This is a genomic window from Ignicoccus hospitalis KIN4/I, from assembly GCF_000017945.1.
GTDB lineage: Archaea > Thermoproteota > Thermoprotei_A > Sulfolobales > Ignicoccaceae > Ignicoccus > Ignicoccus hospitalis.
In genome coordinates, this window is sequence record NC_009776.1 from 357,609 (window position 1) to 373,100 (window position 15,492).

Here is a 15,492-nt window from a genome sequence, read left to right on the forward strand (position 1 = left end):
GCTAAAAGCGGCTCGGGCAGCGAGTTGTCGTTCGAAGACCTCACGGCTGAGTCGACATTGAAGTTCGTCTCGAAAGCTAAGTCAATGGCCAGAGAGATAAGGGCCAACTTGGGGCTGGGGGAGCCCGACAAGAGGCCTCCCCGGAAGCTGGTCGAGCTCCTCCAAGAGGCCTCCCGCGTCAAGCCCACCTACTCCCCTCCGGTCGGCCTCCCGGAGGCCCGGGAGGCTGTGGCGGAGTGGCTCTCGGGGCGCTACGGCCTTGATATCTCCCCCAAGGAGGTCATGATAACTCCCTCGGGGAAGGCCGCCTTGTTCTTGGCTTTGGGCTACGCCTCCACTCGCTACTCTTCCTCCTTGCTCTTCGACCCAACTTACTACAGCTATGAGCCGGTGTTAAGGGCGTTCGGAGTTAAGGTGAAGAAAGTTAAAATGTTGAGGGACGAGAACTCTTACGTCTTCCCGGAAGTGGAGCTCGGGAAGGAAATAGTGGTCCTCAACTCGCCCTCCAACCCCACCGGCGCGGTGTTGGGGGCGAGGACCTTGGAGTACGTGGACGAGGCGCTCCGCACGGGGGCCTTGATAGTTTCGGACGAGGTCTACGACGTCTTCGTCTACGGGAGGAGGCACGTCAGCGTGCTGGAGCACGAGAGGTGGAGGGACGCAGCCATCTTCATTTACAGCTTCAGCAAGGTGTTGTGCGTCCCCGGGTGGAGGCTCGGGGCGGTGGTGGCTAGGGAAGAGGTGATCGAAAAGCTCGCGGCCGCCGCGTCGAACGTCTACGGCTGCGCTTGCAAGTGGGAGCAGATAGCCTTGGCCGAGTACTTAAAGAATTACAAGAACGACCTTGAGAACCATATAAAGAACATGGTTGAGGACTATTCGAGGAGGAGGGAGTTCCTCTTGAAGGAGCTCAAGGAGGTCGCTTCCTTCCCGGGGGTGGGGGAGGGTACCTTCTACGCCTTCCCGGAGTTCCCGAAGGACGCCGATGAGCTCGCCTTGGAGCTCGCCAAGAGGGGGGTGATAGCTGTCCCGGGGACGGTGTTCTCGGAGGCCTTCGGCAAACGGAGCTTGAGGCTGAGCTTCTCCGCCCCTTTGGAGGAGTTAAGGGTCGGCCTAGAGACGATTAAGGAAGTCCTCGGGAGTTAAATAGGAGAGGTTAAAGAGGCTCGGTTGTCAGAAGGCGGGAGCGGCCCTTGTGCGGCATCGCCGGTATAATGTTTAGTGACGGCAAGAAGGAGGTAGGCGAGCAACTTTACGAGATGCTCAAGAGCTTGCAGCACAGGGGGATGGACTCGGCCGGCGTCATCGTTTACGACGACAAGCCCGGCGACTGGCTCGTGCGCGTGGTGGCGGAGGACGGCGAGGAGGCGTTGAGCAAGATAAAGTATAGGCTAAACGTCAGCAAGTACGAGAAGCCCAAGAAGCTGAACGACGGGACCTACTTGATCGAGTTCACCGTCCCCCGGTCGGTCAAATTGGAGGAAATTAGGGAAGTGATAAGGAAGTTGAAGTATCCCATACTTTCGTTGGGCAGATACTCAGTCATCTCTAAGGACGTGGGTTTGGTGGACGACGTGAACAGGGTTTACGGCTTCAAGGAGCAGCTGGGCACCCACGGCATAGGGCACGTGAGGTTCTCCACGGAGAGCGCGGTGGACGCGATTCACGCCCACCCCTTCCAGACTCCGGAGTTCCCGGACATCGCGATAGTCCACAACGGCCAGATAACCAACTACTGGAAGATGAGGGAGCTGTTGGAGCTGGAGGGCCACGTGTTCCAGACTGACAACGACTCGGAGCTCATTATACACTACATAGTGAATAAGTTGAGGAAGGGGTACGAGCTGGAAGAAGCTCTCAAGTCTGCCGTAAACGACCTGGACGGCCCGTTCGCCTTCTTGCTCTCCATGCCGGAGGGCATAGGCATGGCGAGGGACAGGCTGGGGTTAAGGCCTTTAGTGGTCGCTGAGGGCGACGGGGTGCTCGCGGCCGCCTCGGAGGAGGTGGCCATTAGGAAGATCTTACCCGAGTCCAAGATATACTACATGAGGCCCGGAGAGGTGAGAGTATGGATGAGGCAATAATAGACGCCTCCGCGCTGACCCCGAGGGAAATAAACAAGAAGCTGAGGGAGTACGCCAAGCAGTACAAGAGGATCATAATTAGAAACCCCAACGCCAAGCATTACATAGCCGCCGGCCTGACCGCGGACGTGGAAGTGGTGGTGGAGGGGAGCGCGGGCTACTTCTTGGGCACTATGATACACGGGCCCAAGCTGTTGCTCTTGGGCAACGCCGGCTGGTACGCCGGGGACAACATGACCATGGGAGAGGTGGTGATCGAGGGGCACGCGGGCAACGGGGCCGGGCAGTACATGTACGGGGGCACGGTGGTGGTCAAGGGCGACGTGGGCGACCGCTCCGGGGCTCTGATGAAGGGAGGGAGGGTCTTGGTGGCCGGCGACGCCGGCCTGATGACAGGCCTCTACATGATGGGCGGCGAGATGGTCGTCTTGGGGGACATAAACGACTACGCGGGGGAGATGATAATAAGGGGCAAGATCTTCGTGGGGGGCTCCCCGAAGAGCTTGGGCAAGAACGCCAAGATAGAGGAGGCTCCCCAGGAGGAGGTCGAGAGGGTAAACGAGCTCTTGAGGAAGTACGGCCTCCCCACGAAGGACAGCTTCTACGTGATCACCCCCAAGAGCTTGAGGCCCGTTTACAAGGCCTCCGGCGGAGTCCCCGCCATGAAGAACTTGATGCCCAAGTATAGGGTAGAGTTCAAGTACGACATCTGTATAGGTTGTGGCACTTGTGCTATGGTTTGTCCGGAGAACGTGATTAAGATGAAGGGCTACAAGCCCGTTGCAGCTAGGGAGGCTGACTGCATAGGCTGCTACGCGTGCGTGAACTACTGCCCCACCGACGCGGTTAAAGTGGAGAGGGTGGCAGAGAGCCTCACCAATAGGGCCAGGATAGACGCGAGCACCTTCAATTACATAAGGAAGATGGCCTCCTTGGGCCACCCCCCTGTGGTGGGGATGGGGGCGGAGAACAAGTACTTCCCCTCGTTGGACCAGCTCACCTTCATCCCCGGCCAGACCTCCAGGCCGCCCATAGACAGCTACCGCGAGCCTTGTGACACCGAGGTCGTCTTGGGGGACCGCTTCGCGGAGAGGCCCTTGAAGCTGAAGGCCCCGATACTGATAGGCGCGATGAGCTTCGGCTCGGTGAGCAAGGAGGTAAAGGTGGCGCTCGCCAAGGCCGCCGGTAGGCTGGGGATCGCCGCCAACACCGGGGAGGGCGGGATGCTTCCGGAAGAGAGGAAGTACGCCTCCGTCCTCATAGTCCAGTACGCCTCCGGGAGGTTCGGGGTCTCCGCGAGCTACTTGAGGGCCGGGGACGCGGTGGAGATCAAGATAGGCCAAGGCGCCAAGCCCGGCATGGGAGGGCTCTTATTGGGCGAGAAGGTTACTGAGGACATCGCGAAGATGAGGGGCATACCGGTCGGGGCGGACGCCATAAGCCCCGCTAGGCACTTGGACATAGTAGGTCCTGAGGACTTGAAGATGAAGATAGAGCAGCTCAGGGAGATAACGGACTGGAAGGTACCCATCATAGTTAAGTACGCGGCCGGCAGGGTGGCGGACGACGTGAAGATAGCTGCTAAGGCGGGGGCGGACATAATAGTGATAGACGGGAAGCCCTCCGGCACCGGGGCCACGCCTTACATAGTGACCGAGCACACCGGCTACGCGACCATGGCGGCCACCGTGGAGGCCCACAGGGCGTTGAAGGAGATAGGGATGAGGGACGAGGTCAGCTTGGTGGTCGGCGGGGGCATAAAGACCGGCGCTGACGCCGCGAAGGTGCTCGCCCTCGGGGCCGACGCGGTCATGATAGCCTCCTCCACCTTAGTGCCCATAGGTTGTACCTACTGCGGCACGTGTCACAACGGCAAGTGCCCCTACGGCATAGCCACTCAGAGGCCAGAGCTCCGGAGGAGGATCAACGTGGAGCTCGCCGCGAAGAGGATAGAGAACTACTTAAGAGCCTTCATAGAGGAGATGTGTATGTTCGCCCAGCTGGCGGGCAAGAGCAAGCTATCTAACTTGGAGAAGGAGGACTTGAGGGCACTGACGTTCGAGGCCTCTCTGCTGACCGGCGTGAAGCTCATGGGCGTGGAGAGGCCCGCCTCCGAGCTCTTGAGGGAGGACATATAATCCTCTTTATTATTATGGTTGAAATCAGCATCAATGTTATGGATATGGTAGCGATAACCTTCACGTCCTTAAACCTCGTCAAGGGGGCCATTAGAAACGACGACAAAGCCATAGTGGTGTAGGTCAGTCCCAAAGAGGCTCCCTTAGCCTCCGGGACGAACTTGGTCACCGTAGCCACCAGGCCGGCCTCGTAGAAGGGGTAGACGGGCACGCTCCAAGCGAAGAAGCACGCCGGCGGGGGAGCGAGCAAGGCCAAGGCCACCACGAAGGGATATGCTAGGAGGGAGCCGAGGAGGACCCTCTCCGGGCCGAACCTCTCCAGCGCCCTCCCGGCCACCAGCCCTCCCAAGAACGCCGTTACCCCCGGACCCACCGCGTAGGAGAGCACGAACGTTGTGGGGTCCGCGAGCTCGTAGAACCTCCACGCGGTTAAGGCGTAGGAGAGGTACTCCGCCCCCATGAAGGCCGCCAGAGGGGGGACGAGCCTCTTCAGCTTCGGGACGGCGGCCAAGAAGTTCGCCCTTCCGGGGACGTCCGGGACAGCCGCGACCACCGCCAAGGAGCCCGCGAAGAAGGAGGCCGCGGGCACTTGGGGGCCTCGGAAGTAGGGGACCAGCGCCACCCCCGCCCCCCAGCCCAAGGAGAGCGCCCCCACGGAGGCGCCCAGCTCCTCCGGGCCCGCCTCGTTGGCCGCCAACAAGGCCACCACGAAGGCGGAGTAGAAGAAGCTCAGGGTGAGGAAGACGGAAAGGGGGTCGAGGCCCAAGGCGCTCAAGGGTCCGGCCAAGGGGGCGGCTAAGCTCGCCTTCCTCATGCCCTTCTTGTCCGCCAGCCACCCGAAGAACGTCGCAGACGCCGCCGAGGCCAGCTCCGCCACCGCCACCGCGCCGGCCTCGCTCACGTCGCCGCTCACTCTGGCGGCCGTCGTGTAATAGCCGTAGCCCAAGGAGAGCAGGGCTATGCCCAAGAGGAGGAGCCTCTTCCTCAAACCCTCTTACACCTCTCGACCTCGGCCCTCTTCAACTTCTTCACTAACTGCTCCAACACGTTGTAAGCCTTCTTGGATATCAACATTCTTAAGGTCCTCCCGTCCTTAAGCTTCAGTATGAAGAGGACGCTGTTCTCGTACTCCTTGCCGACGCCCTTTCCGGTGTGTTCCTCCACCCTCCAACACTTGAGGTCCTCGACGCTCACCTCCAATATTGTTTTCTTCAAGCCCTCCCTCTTCGTCCTCTCCTTTTCAATCTTGTACAAGAAGAGGTCGAGGGACCTCGAGAGCCCCCTTCGCGACCTCCCCAGCCCCCTAGAGGCGAGCCTCTCCAACCTGATGGTTCCGTTGTCGTAAACTAAGTCGCAGTGGGTTACCTCCTTTCCCTCCAACAAGGCGACGCTGTATATCTCTATCACCGCGCGCCCCTTTCCGACGCGACGCACCAAATCTTTCAACGCCTCGCAGCCCCCAGCCGGGGTTCCCGAGATGTACGCGCTCCCCAACACCGACGCTGAGAAGGTGAGGGCCGGAGGGCTGGAGGTACTGAAGTTGGACGCCGACCCCGTCAGCAAGAGGGAGAACTACATAAAGTCCTACTTGATAGTCGGGCCCGAGGCTAGAGTACTCGTAGAGACCGGTCCCAGAAACGCCTTCGAAGTGCTCAAGGATTCCTTGGAATCTAAAGGGTTCTCCTTGAGGGAGCTGGACGCCGTGCTCCTCACCCACATCCACTTGGACCACGCGGGGGGCTTGGGGGAGGTGTTGAAGGAGTGTAACTGCAAGGCCTACGTCCACCCCAAGGGCTTGAGGCACTTGGTGGACCCGAGCAAGCTCAACGAGGCCGCCGCTAGAACCTTGGGGAAGGAGATCTTCGAGGCCTACGGGCCCGCCACCCCCGTGGAGGAGAGCAAGCTCGTGGCGACAGAGGAGGGAGCGCTGAAGGTGGGGGAGGTGGAGGTGCGGGTGGTCCACACGCCCGGCCACGCCCCCCACCACCAAGCGTTCCTAGTCAACGGCCTGCTGTTCCCCGGGGACGCCTTGGGGGAGGTGACCACTTGGAAGGGCGCCTACACCCCCACCACTCCTCATAGAACCATAGTGAGTATGATGATAGATTCGATAAACAAACTGATGGAACTGGAGCCTTGGGCCGCTGCCTATACCCACAGGGGGTTTGTTGTGGGGAAGGACAACATCTTGTTGCAGATGGCCGGCGAGGTGGAGCAGCTCAGGACGTGGTTGCAAACGATAATGATTAGGAAGGACGAGTGCAAGGAAGACGTGTGGTGCTACTTGAGGCACTTGAAGGTCGCCGACCCCTTGTTGGAAGCCCTCGAGGACGAGCTGGAGAGGAGCAGCTTGTTGAAGAACTCGGTGAGGATGAGTATAGACGGAATATATAGGTACGTGCTCAAAGTATCTTGACGTAGTCGAAGAGCCCCACCTTCAACTTCACCCTCACTTTCAACTTTCTCATCATTCTTTCCTTGACGACCTTCGCTATCTCTTCAGAAACCTTATACCCGCTGAAGAGACCCACCTTCGCGTCCGGCGACTTCTCGGCGAGGACTATGACGTCCACCATCTCGTTGGCCATATCGAGGAGCACTATATAATCCTTCAAGACCAGTCCGACGGAAGTGGCCACTGCCCTTATCATCTCGTCGAGCACCACGTCGGCTATCATAAATATCACCTTCCCTTCCATGCTGACGGCGAGGATCACGGGCTGGGGATACCTCTCCTCCTTCAGGACCTTCATTACGTACTGCCACAACATCTTGGCGGCTCCGTGTATGGATATTGAGATGGTCTTTTTCTTCTCCAACCTAAACTTGAATACCCAGAGTCCCGTGTCTTCGTCCTTCTCCTTGACGAAGTCTATTATATCGAACGGCGCGTTGTTGGAAATTTCTGCCAAGTTCCACTTTATCTTCTCGTATATTTCCTCTATTAGGTCCCTCTTGGTAGACTTCTCCTCTTCCCGCTGGACCTCCTCCGCTTTCGGCAGCTTGAGCGAGAGGATTTGGGAAAGCTTGTCTGCCTTTATCAAGACTAAGTACAACGCGTTTTCGTCGACGTTCTCGATATTCTCCTTGTTAACTATAATCATGACGGGCTCGTCCTCCTCCAAGGGGATTATTCGGACCTCCTCCGCGAGCTCCACCAAGCCTAGGAGCTCCGACCCCCTAACCACTCCGAACACGTGTTTCAAGGCGATCACCCTCGGCACGCTCGTGTCTCTTCATCCCAGCGCGGTTAGCTCGGAAGCCCTCCTCACTGCGACCCTCCTTGAGAGGTGGAGGTTTTTCCTAATTATGAACTCTAGCGCGCGGGCCTTGGCCCCCCGCGGGGGCTTGGTGGCCACGGGCTCCGGCTTGAAGGGGCACTGGACCGCGCTCCCCGCTTGGGCCAAGGGGTCCTCCACCCCCAAGTCCTCCTTGTCCGACCCGAACAAGGGCCGGAGGACCTTAACGCCTCGGGAGACGAAGGCGGCGTTCTGGAGGGTCTGGGAGGCCACTTGCCCCAGAGAGTCCCCCATTATCGGGACCCCGTGCTGGGAGGCCCTCAAAACCATGCCCCTCTTGCAAGCCAGACAGAGGTACTCGCCCATTTGGTGCTTGGCCAGCTCGGCGCTCACCGCCTTCAAGAACGGCCTGTGGTCGTACAGCACCACCTCCGGGTCGAGCGCGCTCAAGGCTCTCAGTGCGAGCAAGGTCTGTCGGAAGTTTACTATAAAATGGGCAACTCTTTTGGGCCTCAGAACTTGCAAGAGGTAAAAGCTGTCGAGGCCGCCGGAAAACAATAAAATTCCCTCGTCGACGCTCTGCTCCCGAGTGTCCCTCATGACGATCCCCCAAGAGCTCGTCCAGAAGACAGTCGAGGCGATAAGGGGTTTAGCTAAGGAGGCAGTCAAGAAGAAGAACAAAGAAGTTATAAAAATTATGCACGTGTGCGGGACCCACGAACACACGGTAACCCACAACGGCTTGAGGTCCTTAATGCCCCCAGAGGTGGAGCTCATAGCCGGCCCCGGGTGCCCGGTCTGCGTGACCCCCGCTGCGGCGGTGGACGCGCTCATAGACCTCTCCTTGAGCGGGGTTAGGGTCTACGCCTACGGGGACGTCTACAAGCTCCCGGGGACAAAGGGCTCTCTGGCGGTGGCCAAGGCGAGGGGAGGGGACGTCAAGGTCGTTTACGGCTTCTTGGACGCTATAAGGGACGCCAAGCAGTACGGGAAGGAGGCGGTGTTCTTCGGAGTAGGGTTCGAGACCACGGTAGTCACCGTGGCCGGGCCGATATACGACGGCAGGGTGCCGAAGAACTTGAAGGTGCTCTCCGCCTACTTGCTCACCGCCCCCGGGCTCAAGAGGGCTATAGAGGCCCACGAGGCCACCGGGATACCGCTGGACGGCATAATAGCCCCCGGCCACGTGTCCAGCGTAATAGGCGCGAACGCTTGGAAGTACTTGCCGGAGGAGTTCGGCTTCCCGACCGTGGTGGCCGGGTTCGAGGCGTACGACTACTTGCTCGCCGTAGCGGAGATACTTAGGCAAATAGTTAGGGGAGAGGCCAAGCTAGTGAACGAGTACTCTAGGGTGGTGAGGCCGGAAGGCAACGTTACTGCTTGGAGGAAGGTGATGGAAGTATTCGACGTGGTGGACGCGTATTGGAGGGGGATAGGGGTGTTGCCGGAGAGCGGGCTGGCCTTCAAGGAGAAGTACAAGGACTACGACGCTGCAGCGGAATACGGGATAGAGATCAAGCCGACTGAGAGGGAGCTGCCCCCGGGCTGCAAGTGCGCGGAGATAAACTTGGGCATAGCGAAGCCCACGGACTGTCCGTACTTCAAGACCCGCTGTACGCCCACCACCCCCATAGGGCCTTGCATGGTGAGCGACGAGGGGACTTGCTCCATATGGGCTAGGTTCGGCGGAGGAGGGCTGGTGGAGGAGCTGGCGAGGCTGGCCGGGATAGAGTGAGAGGCCCTCCGACTGGCCTTTCGCTCCTCACCTCTCGGGCGCGGAACTGGTCTTCATCGGGGCTCCTTGGGCAAGGCATAAACCTTCCCCTTGTACTCTATTACGTAAACCTCCTCCCCCAGCTCCAAGTCCGGCGGGCCCTCCGCCTCCACCACCTCGCCCCCGACGTTCACCTTCAAGGGGTTCTCGCTCTCAACCGTGCCCACCTTCAAGTACACCTCGTCCAAGTACTTTATCTTCCCGCTCTTCCTCAGTTGCCACCACTCGTCCGTGGGAAGCTTGAGCTCCTTGTCGCTGTGGAGCAAATACAAGGAGAACTTCCCCTTGTTGAACCCCTCGAATATGGCCGGTTCGCCGAAGAAGAGCAAGCCCTCGCCGCCCTTCAGCTTGGGGAGCCTTACGCTTATCGTCAGCCTCGTCCTCACCTTCCCGTCCTTCCTCATTCCCACGACACTATAGCTCTCTATTATCTTGGCCCCCATGTTGAACCTCATCAGCTGCGCGGCTCTCTTGGCGACCTCTTTACTCACCAATAACACGTCCAAGCCGTTCTTCTGGTCCACTAACTCCACCACGTCCTCCCCGCTCCCAGCCTTAGCGAAGAGCTCCCCGGCGGTCCTCAGCTCTTCTAGCGTAACCCTGCCGGACTCGGAGCGTATCTGCAAGACCGCGTCGTAGTCCTTCCCGCTCTTCATCAAGCACTTGGGACACGGCTTCTTCTCTACATCCAGCGGGACGGTCAAGGTCTGAACAGTCTTAGCCCCCTTGACGATTACCTCCGCAGTGACTTCGGCGAAATACTTCCCGCCCCTCCTCCTAACCACCTCTACGGAGAGGAGCTCCGCCCCCTCCGCCGGGGGGACGGGCCTCAGGCCCTCCTCCACCATCCTGTGGGCTAACATCCTAATGGTCTCCTCCACGTCCCCCGTGCCCTTGACCCAAGAGTTGTCCACTAGGTAGGAGGAGCACACGGGGCACACCACCAACTTCCTCTTGCTCTTAACCTCGAAGAGGGGTCTTTCCTCCGTTAGACACTTCAAGCACAAGCCGTCCACTATCGGGTTGTCGGGGGCCTCCAGCGCCCCGCACTTGACGCAGAACCTCCTACGCCTCCTTCCCATTCTTCCCATTCCCGCGCCCGTCCGACTTCCCACAAGTTCATCCTTTATAAGGAAAGCACGTCAGCCACTCCTCCACAGAGGGCTTGACCGCGTGGGTAGCGACCAGCGAGTCCAAGTTCAACGGCAAGGGCTTGCATACTTTTATCTCCTTGACGTCGTAGTTCCTATTCAGTACTATTCCGTCCTTAGTAAGGAACGCCGCCGGCCCGCCCAAGGCCTTTACCCGCCCGTAGTCCGGCGTCACGGACTTGCTGACGTAGTTGCAAGTGAGCAAGGGCTCGTCGGAGTCGTTCACCAAGACGTGGGCCATCCCCTCCGGCACCTTAACCACGTCGCCCTCCTTCAGTTCGACCACGTAGACCCTCTCGAGATCGTGTAACAAGAACTTCCCCCTCCCCCGGAGGACGCAGTAGACCTCCGGCCAAGGTTTCCCCCAAGGGCCCTCCGGGTGGAAGTGGCCGTGGGTGCGGTAGAACTCGCCGTCCGGGAGGGCGCCGGGGTAGAGCACGGTCACGTCCGCCCTCAAGTCGTACTGGTGAACGGGCTCCACGTCCCTAAACACCTTGTAAACTACTTCCTCCCCCTCCACGGGGGAGAGGGTCACCCCGTTGAGGTCTTTTACCCTCCTTACTTGAGCTTTCCTCATGCCCAGTTGAGTGATCATAAAATCGTCCGCGAGGACGTTCAAGGCCTTTGCCCCCGCGTCTTCAAGTCCACGTCTTAAGCGCCTTAACTCCGGGCCCCCGGGTGGAGGCTTCGGGGAAGCTCAGAGCTTACTTGGAACTGGTTAGGGCCCACAACCTCTTGGGCACGGTATTGGGCGTCATAGCCGGCGCGGCGCTCCTCGGCGAGGTGAACGTCGCGGCCGCGATAGCCTCCGCGAGCGCCGCCGCCGTGGCGGCCGGGGGGTACGCGATAAACGACTACTTCGACGTGGAGATAGACAAAGTAAACAAGCCGGAGAGGCCCATACCCAGCGGGAGGGTGGGGGCCGAAGAGGCTAGGAAGCTGGCCTTGGCTTTGTTGGCCTTGGGCCCGCTCCTAGGCCTCGCCGTGGGCCCCCTCACCGGCGCCTACGCCGCCCTCAACGCGGTCTTGATGTACTACTACTCCAAGTCTCTCAAGAAGACCGGCCTGCCGGGGAACTTGGCGGTCTCCTTCTCCACCGCCTCCACCCTGCTGTACGGCTCCCTAGCTACGGCCGAGTGGGCCGGGGAGGTGGCGCGGGTTCTGAGGACTATTCCTATAATACTCATGGTGTTCTTAATGACGTTGGCGAGGGAGGTAGTGAAAGGGGTTGAGGACTACGTTGGCGACAAGGAGGGCGGAGTGAAGACCTTAGCTGTCGTCAAGGGGCCGGACTTTGCGCTCCGCGCGGCCCTCGCGCTCGCTTGCGCCTCCCTCGCGCTGGCCTACCTCGCGGCCCCCTTGCTCTCCTTGGGCTACGCGTTCTTGGCCTTCGTGACGCTCGGCGGACTCCTCTCCCTCGCCTCCGTGGCCGCGTGCTTGCGCTCTGAGGACCCGGTGAGGTGCGCCGCCAAGCCCCGGAGGGCGATGAAGGTGGCGATGTTTTTGGGACTAATAGGCATCTTGGTCGACAGGCTGGTTCAACCCGTTTTTTATCCTCACGTGCTTCACGCGGGGGGAGAAGAGGGTTGACTAAGGAGGTCATCGTTGTTAGGGACAAACCCGTAAGTGAGTACGTCTTGAACGCGGTGGTCGCATTTAACAGCGGCGCGGAGGAAGTGGAAATAGTGGGCAGGGGGCGCTACATATCGAAGGCCGTGGTCGTGTTCAACAGGCTGAGGGAGAGGTTGGAAGAGACGTTGAAGGTTGTTAACGTGGAGATAGGGAGCGAGGAGAGCAGGCGGGGGAGGCCGGTGGCCTACATCAAGATTCGAGTGACGCAAGGGCTCTGAAGGCCCTCAAGGTGTTGTTGAAGGCCCCCCAGAAGTCCGACTTGGCCAGCTCCATAGCCTCCTCCAGCCTCCGCGTGTATTCTGCTTCCGCCAGCTCCGGGAAGTTCCGCTCCACGTACTCCGCGACCGCGACCCCCTTCTTGGTGCTGACCACGTAGTTGTTGGGCGTTATCACCACATAACCGTGCCTCCTCAAGTTTTCGACAGTCTTCGCGTAGGTGCTCGGCCTGCCCACCCCGCGCTCCTTCATCCACCTTATCACTTCGAACACCTTGGGCAGCTGCACCAGCGAGGCCCTCCTCACCTCGGAAGATACCACCTTAGCCACCTTTTCCAACTTAATATCCTTAGTCTTGATGTTCCAGACCGAGGTCCAGCCCGGCTCCAAGATCTCCGCGACCCACGCGCTCTCGACCCTCTTCCCCGCCACCTCGTACACTACCTTGACCTTCCTGACCTTCGCCTCCTTCATCTGGCTTGCCATAAACCTCCTAAATATCATGTCGTAGAGCCTGAGCGCCTCGAAACTCATCCCGTTGAGGGCGAAGTCGAGCTTGAGGTCCTCCGCGCTCAGCGGCCTCGTGGGCCTTATCGCCTCGTGGGCCCCTCCCTCCCCCCACCTCCTGGGCGCGAACAAGCCCTCGAACTTGGAGGTTATCCACTCCCTCGCCACCGCTATGCCCGCGTCCGACACCCTGGTGGAGTCCGTCCTGTGGTAAGTTATGAACCCCATCTCGAACAAGTCTTGGGCTACCCTCATAGCTCTCGAGGGGTCCAGCCCCAGCTTGGAGGCGTCCTCGAGCATGGTGTCTGTGGTGTAGGGGGGCAAGGGCTTGAGCTCCTCTACCTCCTCCTCTACCTTGAGTATTTTGACCTCTTCGACGGAGGCCAACTTTAAAGCTTCTTCCTTAGTCTTCACGAACAGCCTCAAGGTGTCCCCGTTGGACAAGTGAAGGGTCACCGAGTAGCCCGCGGAGGCCTTCCTGGCCTTGGCCCTCTCTACCACGAACTTGAGCACGGGGCCTTGGACCCTCCCGAGCCCGTGGTTGGGGTCGCCGAAGGCGGCCTTCAACCTCTCGCTCACCGCGAAGCCCACCAGCCTGTCGTCCAACCTCCTAACGATTTGCGACCTAACCGTTCCTTCGTCAACGGTAGTTAGGAAGGAGAGGGCCTCGTGGAGGCCCCTCAAGGTGACCTCGTAGTATTTCATCCTTTTTATGTTGCTGTTGAAGGGGTATATCATAGCCATGACGTCCCAAGCTATCTTCTCCCCCTCCTCGTCCGGGTCGGTGGCCAAGTAGACCTCGTCCACAACCGTCGCGAGCCTCCTCAAGGCCTCCACCACCTTAGAGGAGCTCTCCGCCGGGAGGCCGCACTTGGGGCACCTAGGGTCGGAGGAGGCCCAAGCGAGGTTGCACCTCCTACATCGGTTTATCGGGGCGTAGTAGACCCTCACCGGCTCCCCCAGCTCTACGCCGTAAGTGCCTACCTCGTCCAAGGTGACGTCGAACAAGTGGCCCTTGGTAGCCACTATGAAGGCGAAGAGCGCCTCCCCTCCGAACTCGTGCACTGCTAAGTGGGCGGCCACCCCTCCGACCTCTACCTTCCCCCCTCCGCCCATTATCCTAGCAAAGGTCTTAGCCTTAGTTGGCGACTCTACGACGATTAGCACGTTTTTAGCTTTCACAGGCTTTGGCCCCTTCGGCGTAACTAGCTCTTCCTTGAACTCCACCCGGTCTTTCAAGCTTTCTTCAAAAGCTTTCATCAAGTCCTCGTCGTCGTAGACCACCACGCTGACCCCGTGGGTCATCCCCTTGGGGGTGAGGCGGGAGGTCCTCCCGGAGGCTTGGAGGTAGGTCTTGGGGTCCAGCAAGAATACCTTCCCGTCCTTCACCACGAACCCCTTGTCCACTACCTTCTCTCCCTTCAACCTTTCCAAGACCTTGCCCTTCATCTCCTTTAAGGCAGAGAGCGCGTCTCCCAAGAACCCCTCCAGCTCTCCCCCCTCTTCCATGGCCCTCCTGAGGAGGGCTAGCTCCACCTCGCTCAGCTTGGACAACATCTTGAACAGTTTGACCGTATCCTCCTTCATTTCCAACTTCTTCATTACCCTTAACAAGGTGAGCGGGTTGTTCAAGCCCCTCTCCAAGTCGAACTTTTTGAAGGGGGGCCTGACGAAGACGGCGAACCTTATCACGTCTGGCATGTCTATGCCCCTCGCCGCCACGCCGTACCTAGAGGAGTACGCCACCACCGCGTCCAGCTCCCCCTTCTCCAACTTCTTCAAGGCTTTCAGCTTCCCGGACTTGACCACCTCCGCCGCTACGCCCCTCTCCCTCAGAGCCCTCTCCACCTCCTCTATCGGAAACCCCTCGTGCACGAACACTATCCCCTTGAGCCCCTCGGAGGTGAAGTACCGGACCACCTCCGCCGCCCCCTCGACGGGGTCCTCGTGGAACATCTTGACGTCGTCCACGTACCTAATCGCCGGCGGGGCGCTGGCCGGGGAGAGGCCGAGCAGAGAGAGGATGAGTTTGGCCGTTAAGCTGCCCCCGCCGGCGGTGGCGGAGGCCATTATTACTTGCGAGCCCTTCTTGTCCTTTAGCCTCTCAAGCTCTCCTTTCAGCTCCTCGTAGCGCCCCCTCCGGCCCTCGTCCGATAAACCCTTCTTTATTATATCAACCATCTCGTTAACTATCGGTACAGCCTCCTCCAAACCCAAGGCGATTATAAGGGCAGTCGCGCTTTTGGGCGACTTCATTACGGAGTCCACGTCGTCGAATATGTAAACGTCGTAGCCCCGGTAGGCCCTCGGGTCGCGCACGAGCCTCCTCATGGTTATTACGTCCACCTCCTCCGCCAGCCTCTCCTTAACTTGCTCCTCCAAGCTCTTGGAGGGGACTACGTAGAGCACCCTCTTCCCTTTCCTCTTTAAGAACGAGGAGAGGGCGGCGAGGAAGGTGCTCTTCCCGGTGCCGGTGGGGGCTAGGAGGACCGCGTCGGAGCCGCTCAGGGCCAGCTTGGCCCAAGCCCTCTGGGGCCCCCACAGCTCGAACCCGTAAGCCTTCTTGAAGAAGTTAGCAAAGGCCTCGTACTCCTCCTCCAAGACTTCCTTCCAAGCGAGCAGCCCCCGGGGCTCGGAACACTTGGAACAAGGGAGGCCCGCTAGGAGCCTCTCCCTCTCCACGTCCCCTCCGCACGAAGGGCAAGAGCGCTGGTAGACGGCCTCTATCATTCGTAGCCCGGCGCATTTGTA

At 59.7% G+C, this 15,492-nt stretch carries 14 protein-coding genes and 1 pseudogene; 8 read left to right on the forward strand and 7 right to left on the reverse strand.

Annotated elements, in window-relative coordinates:
- The first annotated feature begins 24 nt into the window (after positions 1–24).
- From IGNI_RS02100 to IGNI_RS02110, 4 genes and pseudogenes are all read left to right on the forward strand, one after another.
- Complete coding sequence (locus tag IGNI_RS02100) at positions 25–1,146, forward strand: pyridoxal phosphate-dependent aminotransferase (RefSeq protein WP_011998441.1); 1,122 nt, start codon at positions 25–27, stop codon at positions 1,144–1,146.
- A gap of 47 nt (positions 1,147–1,193) precedes the next feature.
- Positions 1,194–2,084: a class II glutamine amidotransferase domain-containing protein gene (locus tag IGNI_RS02105; RefSeq protein ID WP_011998442.1), complete on the forward strand. Its 891-nt coding sequence runs from the start codon at positions 1,194–1,196 to the stop codon at positions 2,082–2,084.
- Positions 2,069–2,617 (forward strand): annotated as a pseudogene (locus IGNI_RS07965) (GltB/FmdC/FwdC-like GXGXG domain-containing protein); the annotation flags it as partial. The gene IGNI_RS02105 and the pseudogene IGNI_RS07965, both read left to right, overlap by 16 nt.
- A 141-nt stretch (positions 2,618–2,758) precedes the next feature.
- Positions 2,759–4,222 (forward strand): glutamate synthase-related protein, encoded by a 1,464-nt coding sequence (locus tag IGNI_RS02110; RefSeq protein ID WP_420805654.1) that lies wholly within the window; start codon positions 2,759–2,761, stop codon positions 4,220–4,222.
- On the opposite strand, the gene IGNI_RS02115 is transcribed toward IGNI_RS02110, so the two are convergent.
- A complete protein-coding gene (locus tag IGNI_RS02115; protein ID WP_011998444.1) occupies positions 4,173–5,210 on the reverse strand; it encodes an MFS transporter in 1,038 nt (345 codons plus the stop codon). The two genes, IGNI_RS02110 and IGNI_RS02115, sit on opposite strands and share 50 nt — an antisense overlap.
- Positions 5,207–5,629: a hypothetical protein gene (locus IGNI_RS02120; protein ID WP_052569915.1), complete on the reverse strand. Its 423-nt coding sequence runs from the start codon at positions 5,627–5,629 to the stop codon at positions 5,207–5,209. The genes IGNI_RS02115 and IGNI_RS02120 overlap by 4 nt, the downstream gene beginning before the upstream one ends.
- A 70-nt stretch (positions 5,630–5,699) precedes the next feature.
- Between IGNI_RS02120 and IGNI_RS02125 the strand changes: the two genes are divergently transcribed.
- On the forward strand, positions 5,700–6,638 hold the full coding sequence (locus tag IGNI_RS02125; RefSeq protein WP_011998445.1) for an MBL fold metallo-hydrolase: 939 nt from the start codon (positions 5,700–5,702) through the stop codon (positions 6,636–6,638).
- On the opposite strand, the gene IGNI_RS02130 is transcribed toward IGNI_RS02125, so the two are convergent.
- Together IGNI_RS02130 and IGNI_RS02135 are read right to left on the reverse strand one after the other, a co-directional pair.
- Positions 6,625–7,446: a hypothetical protein gene (locus IGNI_RS02130; protein WP_011998446.1), complete on the reverse strand. Its 822-nt coding sequence runs from the start codon at positions 7,444–7,446 to the stop codon at positions 6,625–6,627. The two genes, IGNI_RS02125 and IGNI_RS02130, sit on opposite strands and share 14 nt — an antisense overlap.
- A 12-nt stretch (positions 7,447–7,458) precedes the next feature.
- On the reverse strand, positions 7,459–8,061 hold the full coding sequence (locus IGNI_RS02135) for an adenine nucleotide alpha hydrolase family protein (protein WP_052569917.1): 603 nt from the start codon (positions 8,059–8,061) through the stop codon (positions 7,459–7,461).
- Here IGNI_RS02135 and hypD point away from each other — a divergent pair.
- Positions 8,060–9,196, forward strand: a complete 1,137-nt coding sequence (hypD, locus tag IGNI_RS02140; protein WP_011998448.1) for a hydrogenase formation protein HypD — start codon at positions 8,060–8,062, stop codon at positions 9,194–9,196. The two genes, IGNI_RS02135 and hypD, sit on opposite strands and share 2 nt — an antisense overlap.
- 53 nt (positions 9,197–9,249) lie before the next feature.
- Here the strand turns inward: hypD and IGNI_RS02145 are convergent, their stop codons facing one another.
- Complete coding sequence (locus tag IGNI_RS02145; RefSeq protein WP_011998449.1) at positions 9,250–10,317, reverse strand: 60S ribosomal export protein NMD3; 1,068 nt, start codon at positions 10,315–10,317, stop codon at positions 9,250–9,252.
- A gap of 37 nt (positions 10,318–10,354) precedes the next feature.
- A complete protein-coding gene (locus IGNI_RS02150) occupies positions 10,355–11,005 on the reverse strand; it encodes a glucose-6-phosphate isomerase family protein (protein WP_011998450.1) in 651 nt (216 codons plus the stop codon).
- A 59-nt stretch (positions 11,006–11,064) separates the two neighbouring features.
- On the opposite strand from IGNI_RS02150, the gene IGNI_RS02155 reads away from it, so the two are divergent.
- On the forward strand, positions 11,065–11,976 hold the full coding sequence (locus tag IGNI_RS02155) for a geranylgeranylglycerol-phosphate geranylgeranyltransferase (RefSeq protein ID WP_052569918.1): 912 nt from the start codon (positions 11,065–11,067) through the stop codon (positions 11,974–11,976).
- Positions 11,973–12,236, forward strand: a complete 264-nt coding sequence (locus IGNI_RS02160; protein WP_011998452.1) for a DNA/RNA-binding protein — start codon at positions 11,973–11,975, stop codon at positions 12,234–12,236. The genes IGNI_RS02155 and IGNI_RS02160 overlap by 4 nt, the downstream gene beginning before the upstream one ends.
- Here the strand turns inward: IGNI_RS02160 and rgy are convergent.
- Complete coding sequence (rgy, locus tag IGNI_RS02165; protein WP_011998453.1) at positions 12,208–15,471, reverse strand: reverse gyrase; 3,264 nt, start codon at positions 15,469–15,471, stop codon at positions 12,208–12,210. The genes IGNI_RS02160 and rgy overlap by 29 nt on opposite strands.
- Positions 15,472–15,492 lie beyond the last annotated feature (21 nt).

Coding starts and splice junctions, on each gene's coding strand:
- rgy (WP_011998453.1), bottom strand. CDS start 15,471: ATGATAGAGGCCGTCTACCAGCGCTCTTGCCCTTCGTGCGGAGGGGAC.
- IGNI_RS02135 (WP_052569917.1), bottom strand. CDS start 8,061: ATGAGGGACACTCGGGAGCAGAGCGTCGACGAGGGAATTTTATTGTTT.
- IGNI_RS02125 (WP_011998445.1), top strand. CDS start 5,700: ATGTACGCGCTCCCCAACACCGACGCTGAGAAGGTGAGGGCCGGAGGG.
- IGNI_RS02145 (WP_011998449.1), bottom strand. CDS start 10,317: ATGGGAAGGAGGCGTAGGAGGTTCTGCGTCAAGTGCGGGGCGCTGGAG.
- IGNI_RS02110 (WP_420805654.1), top strand. CDS start 2,759: ATGCCCAAGTATAGGGTAGAGTTCAAGTACGACATCTGTATAGGTTGT.
- hypD (WP_011998448.1), top strand. CDS start 8,060: ATGACGATCCCCCAAGAGCTCGTCCAGAAGACAGTCGAGGCGATAAGG.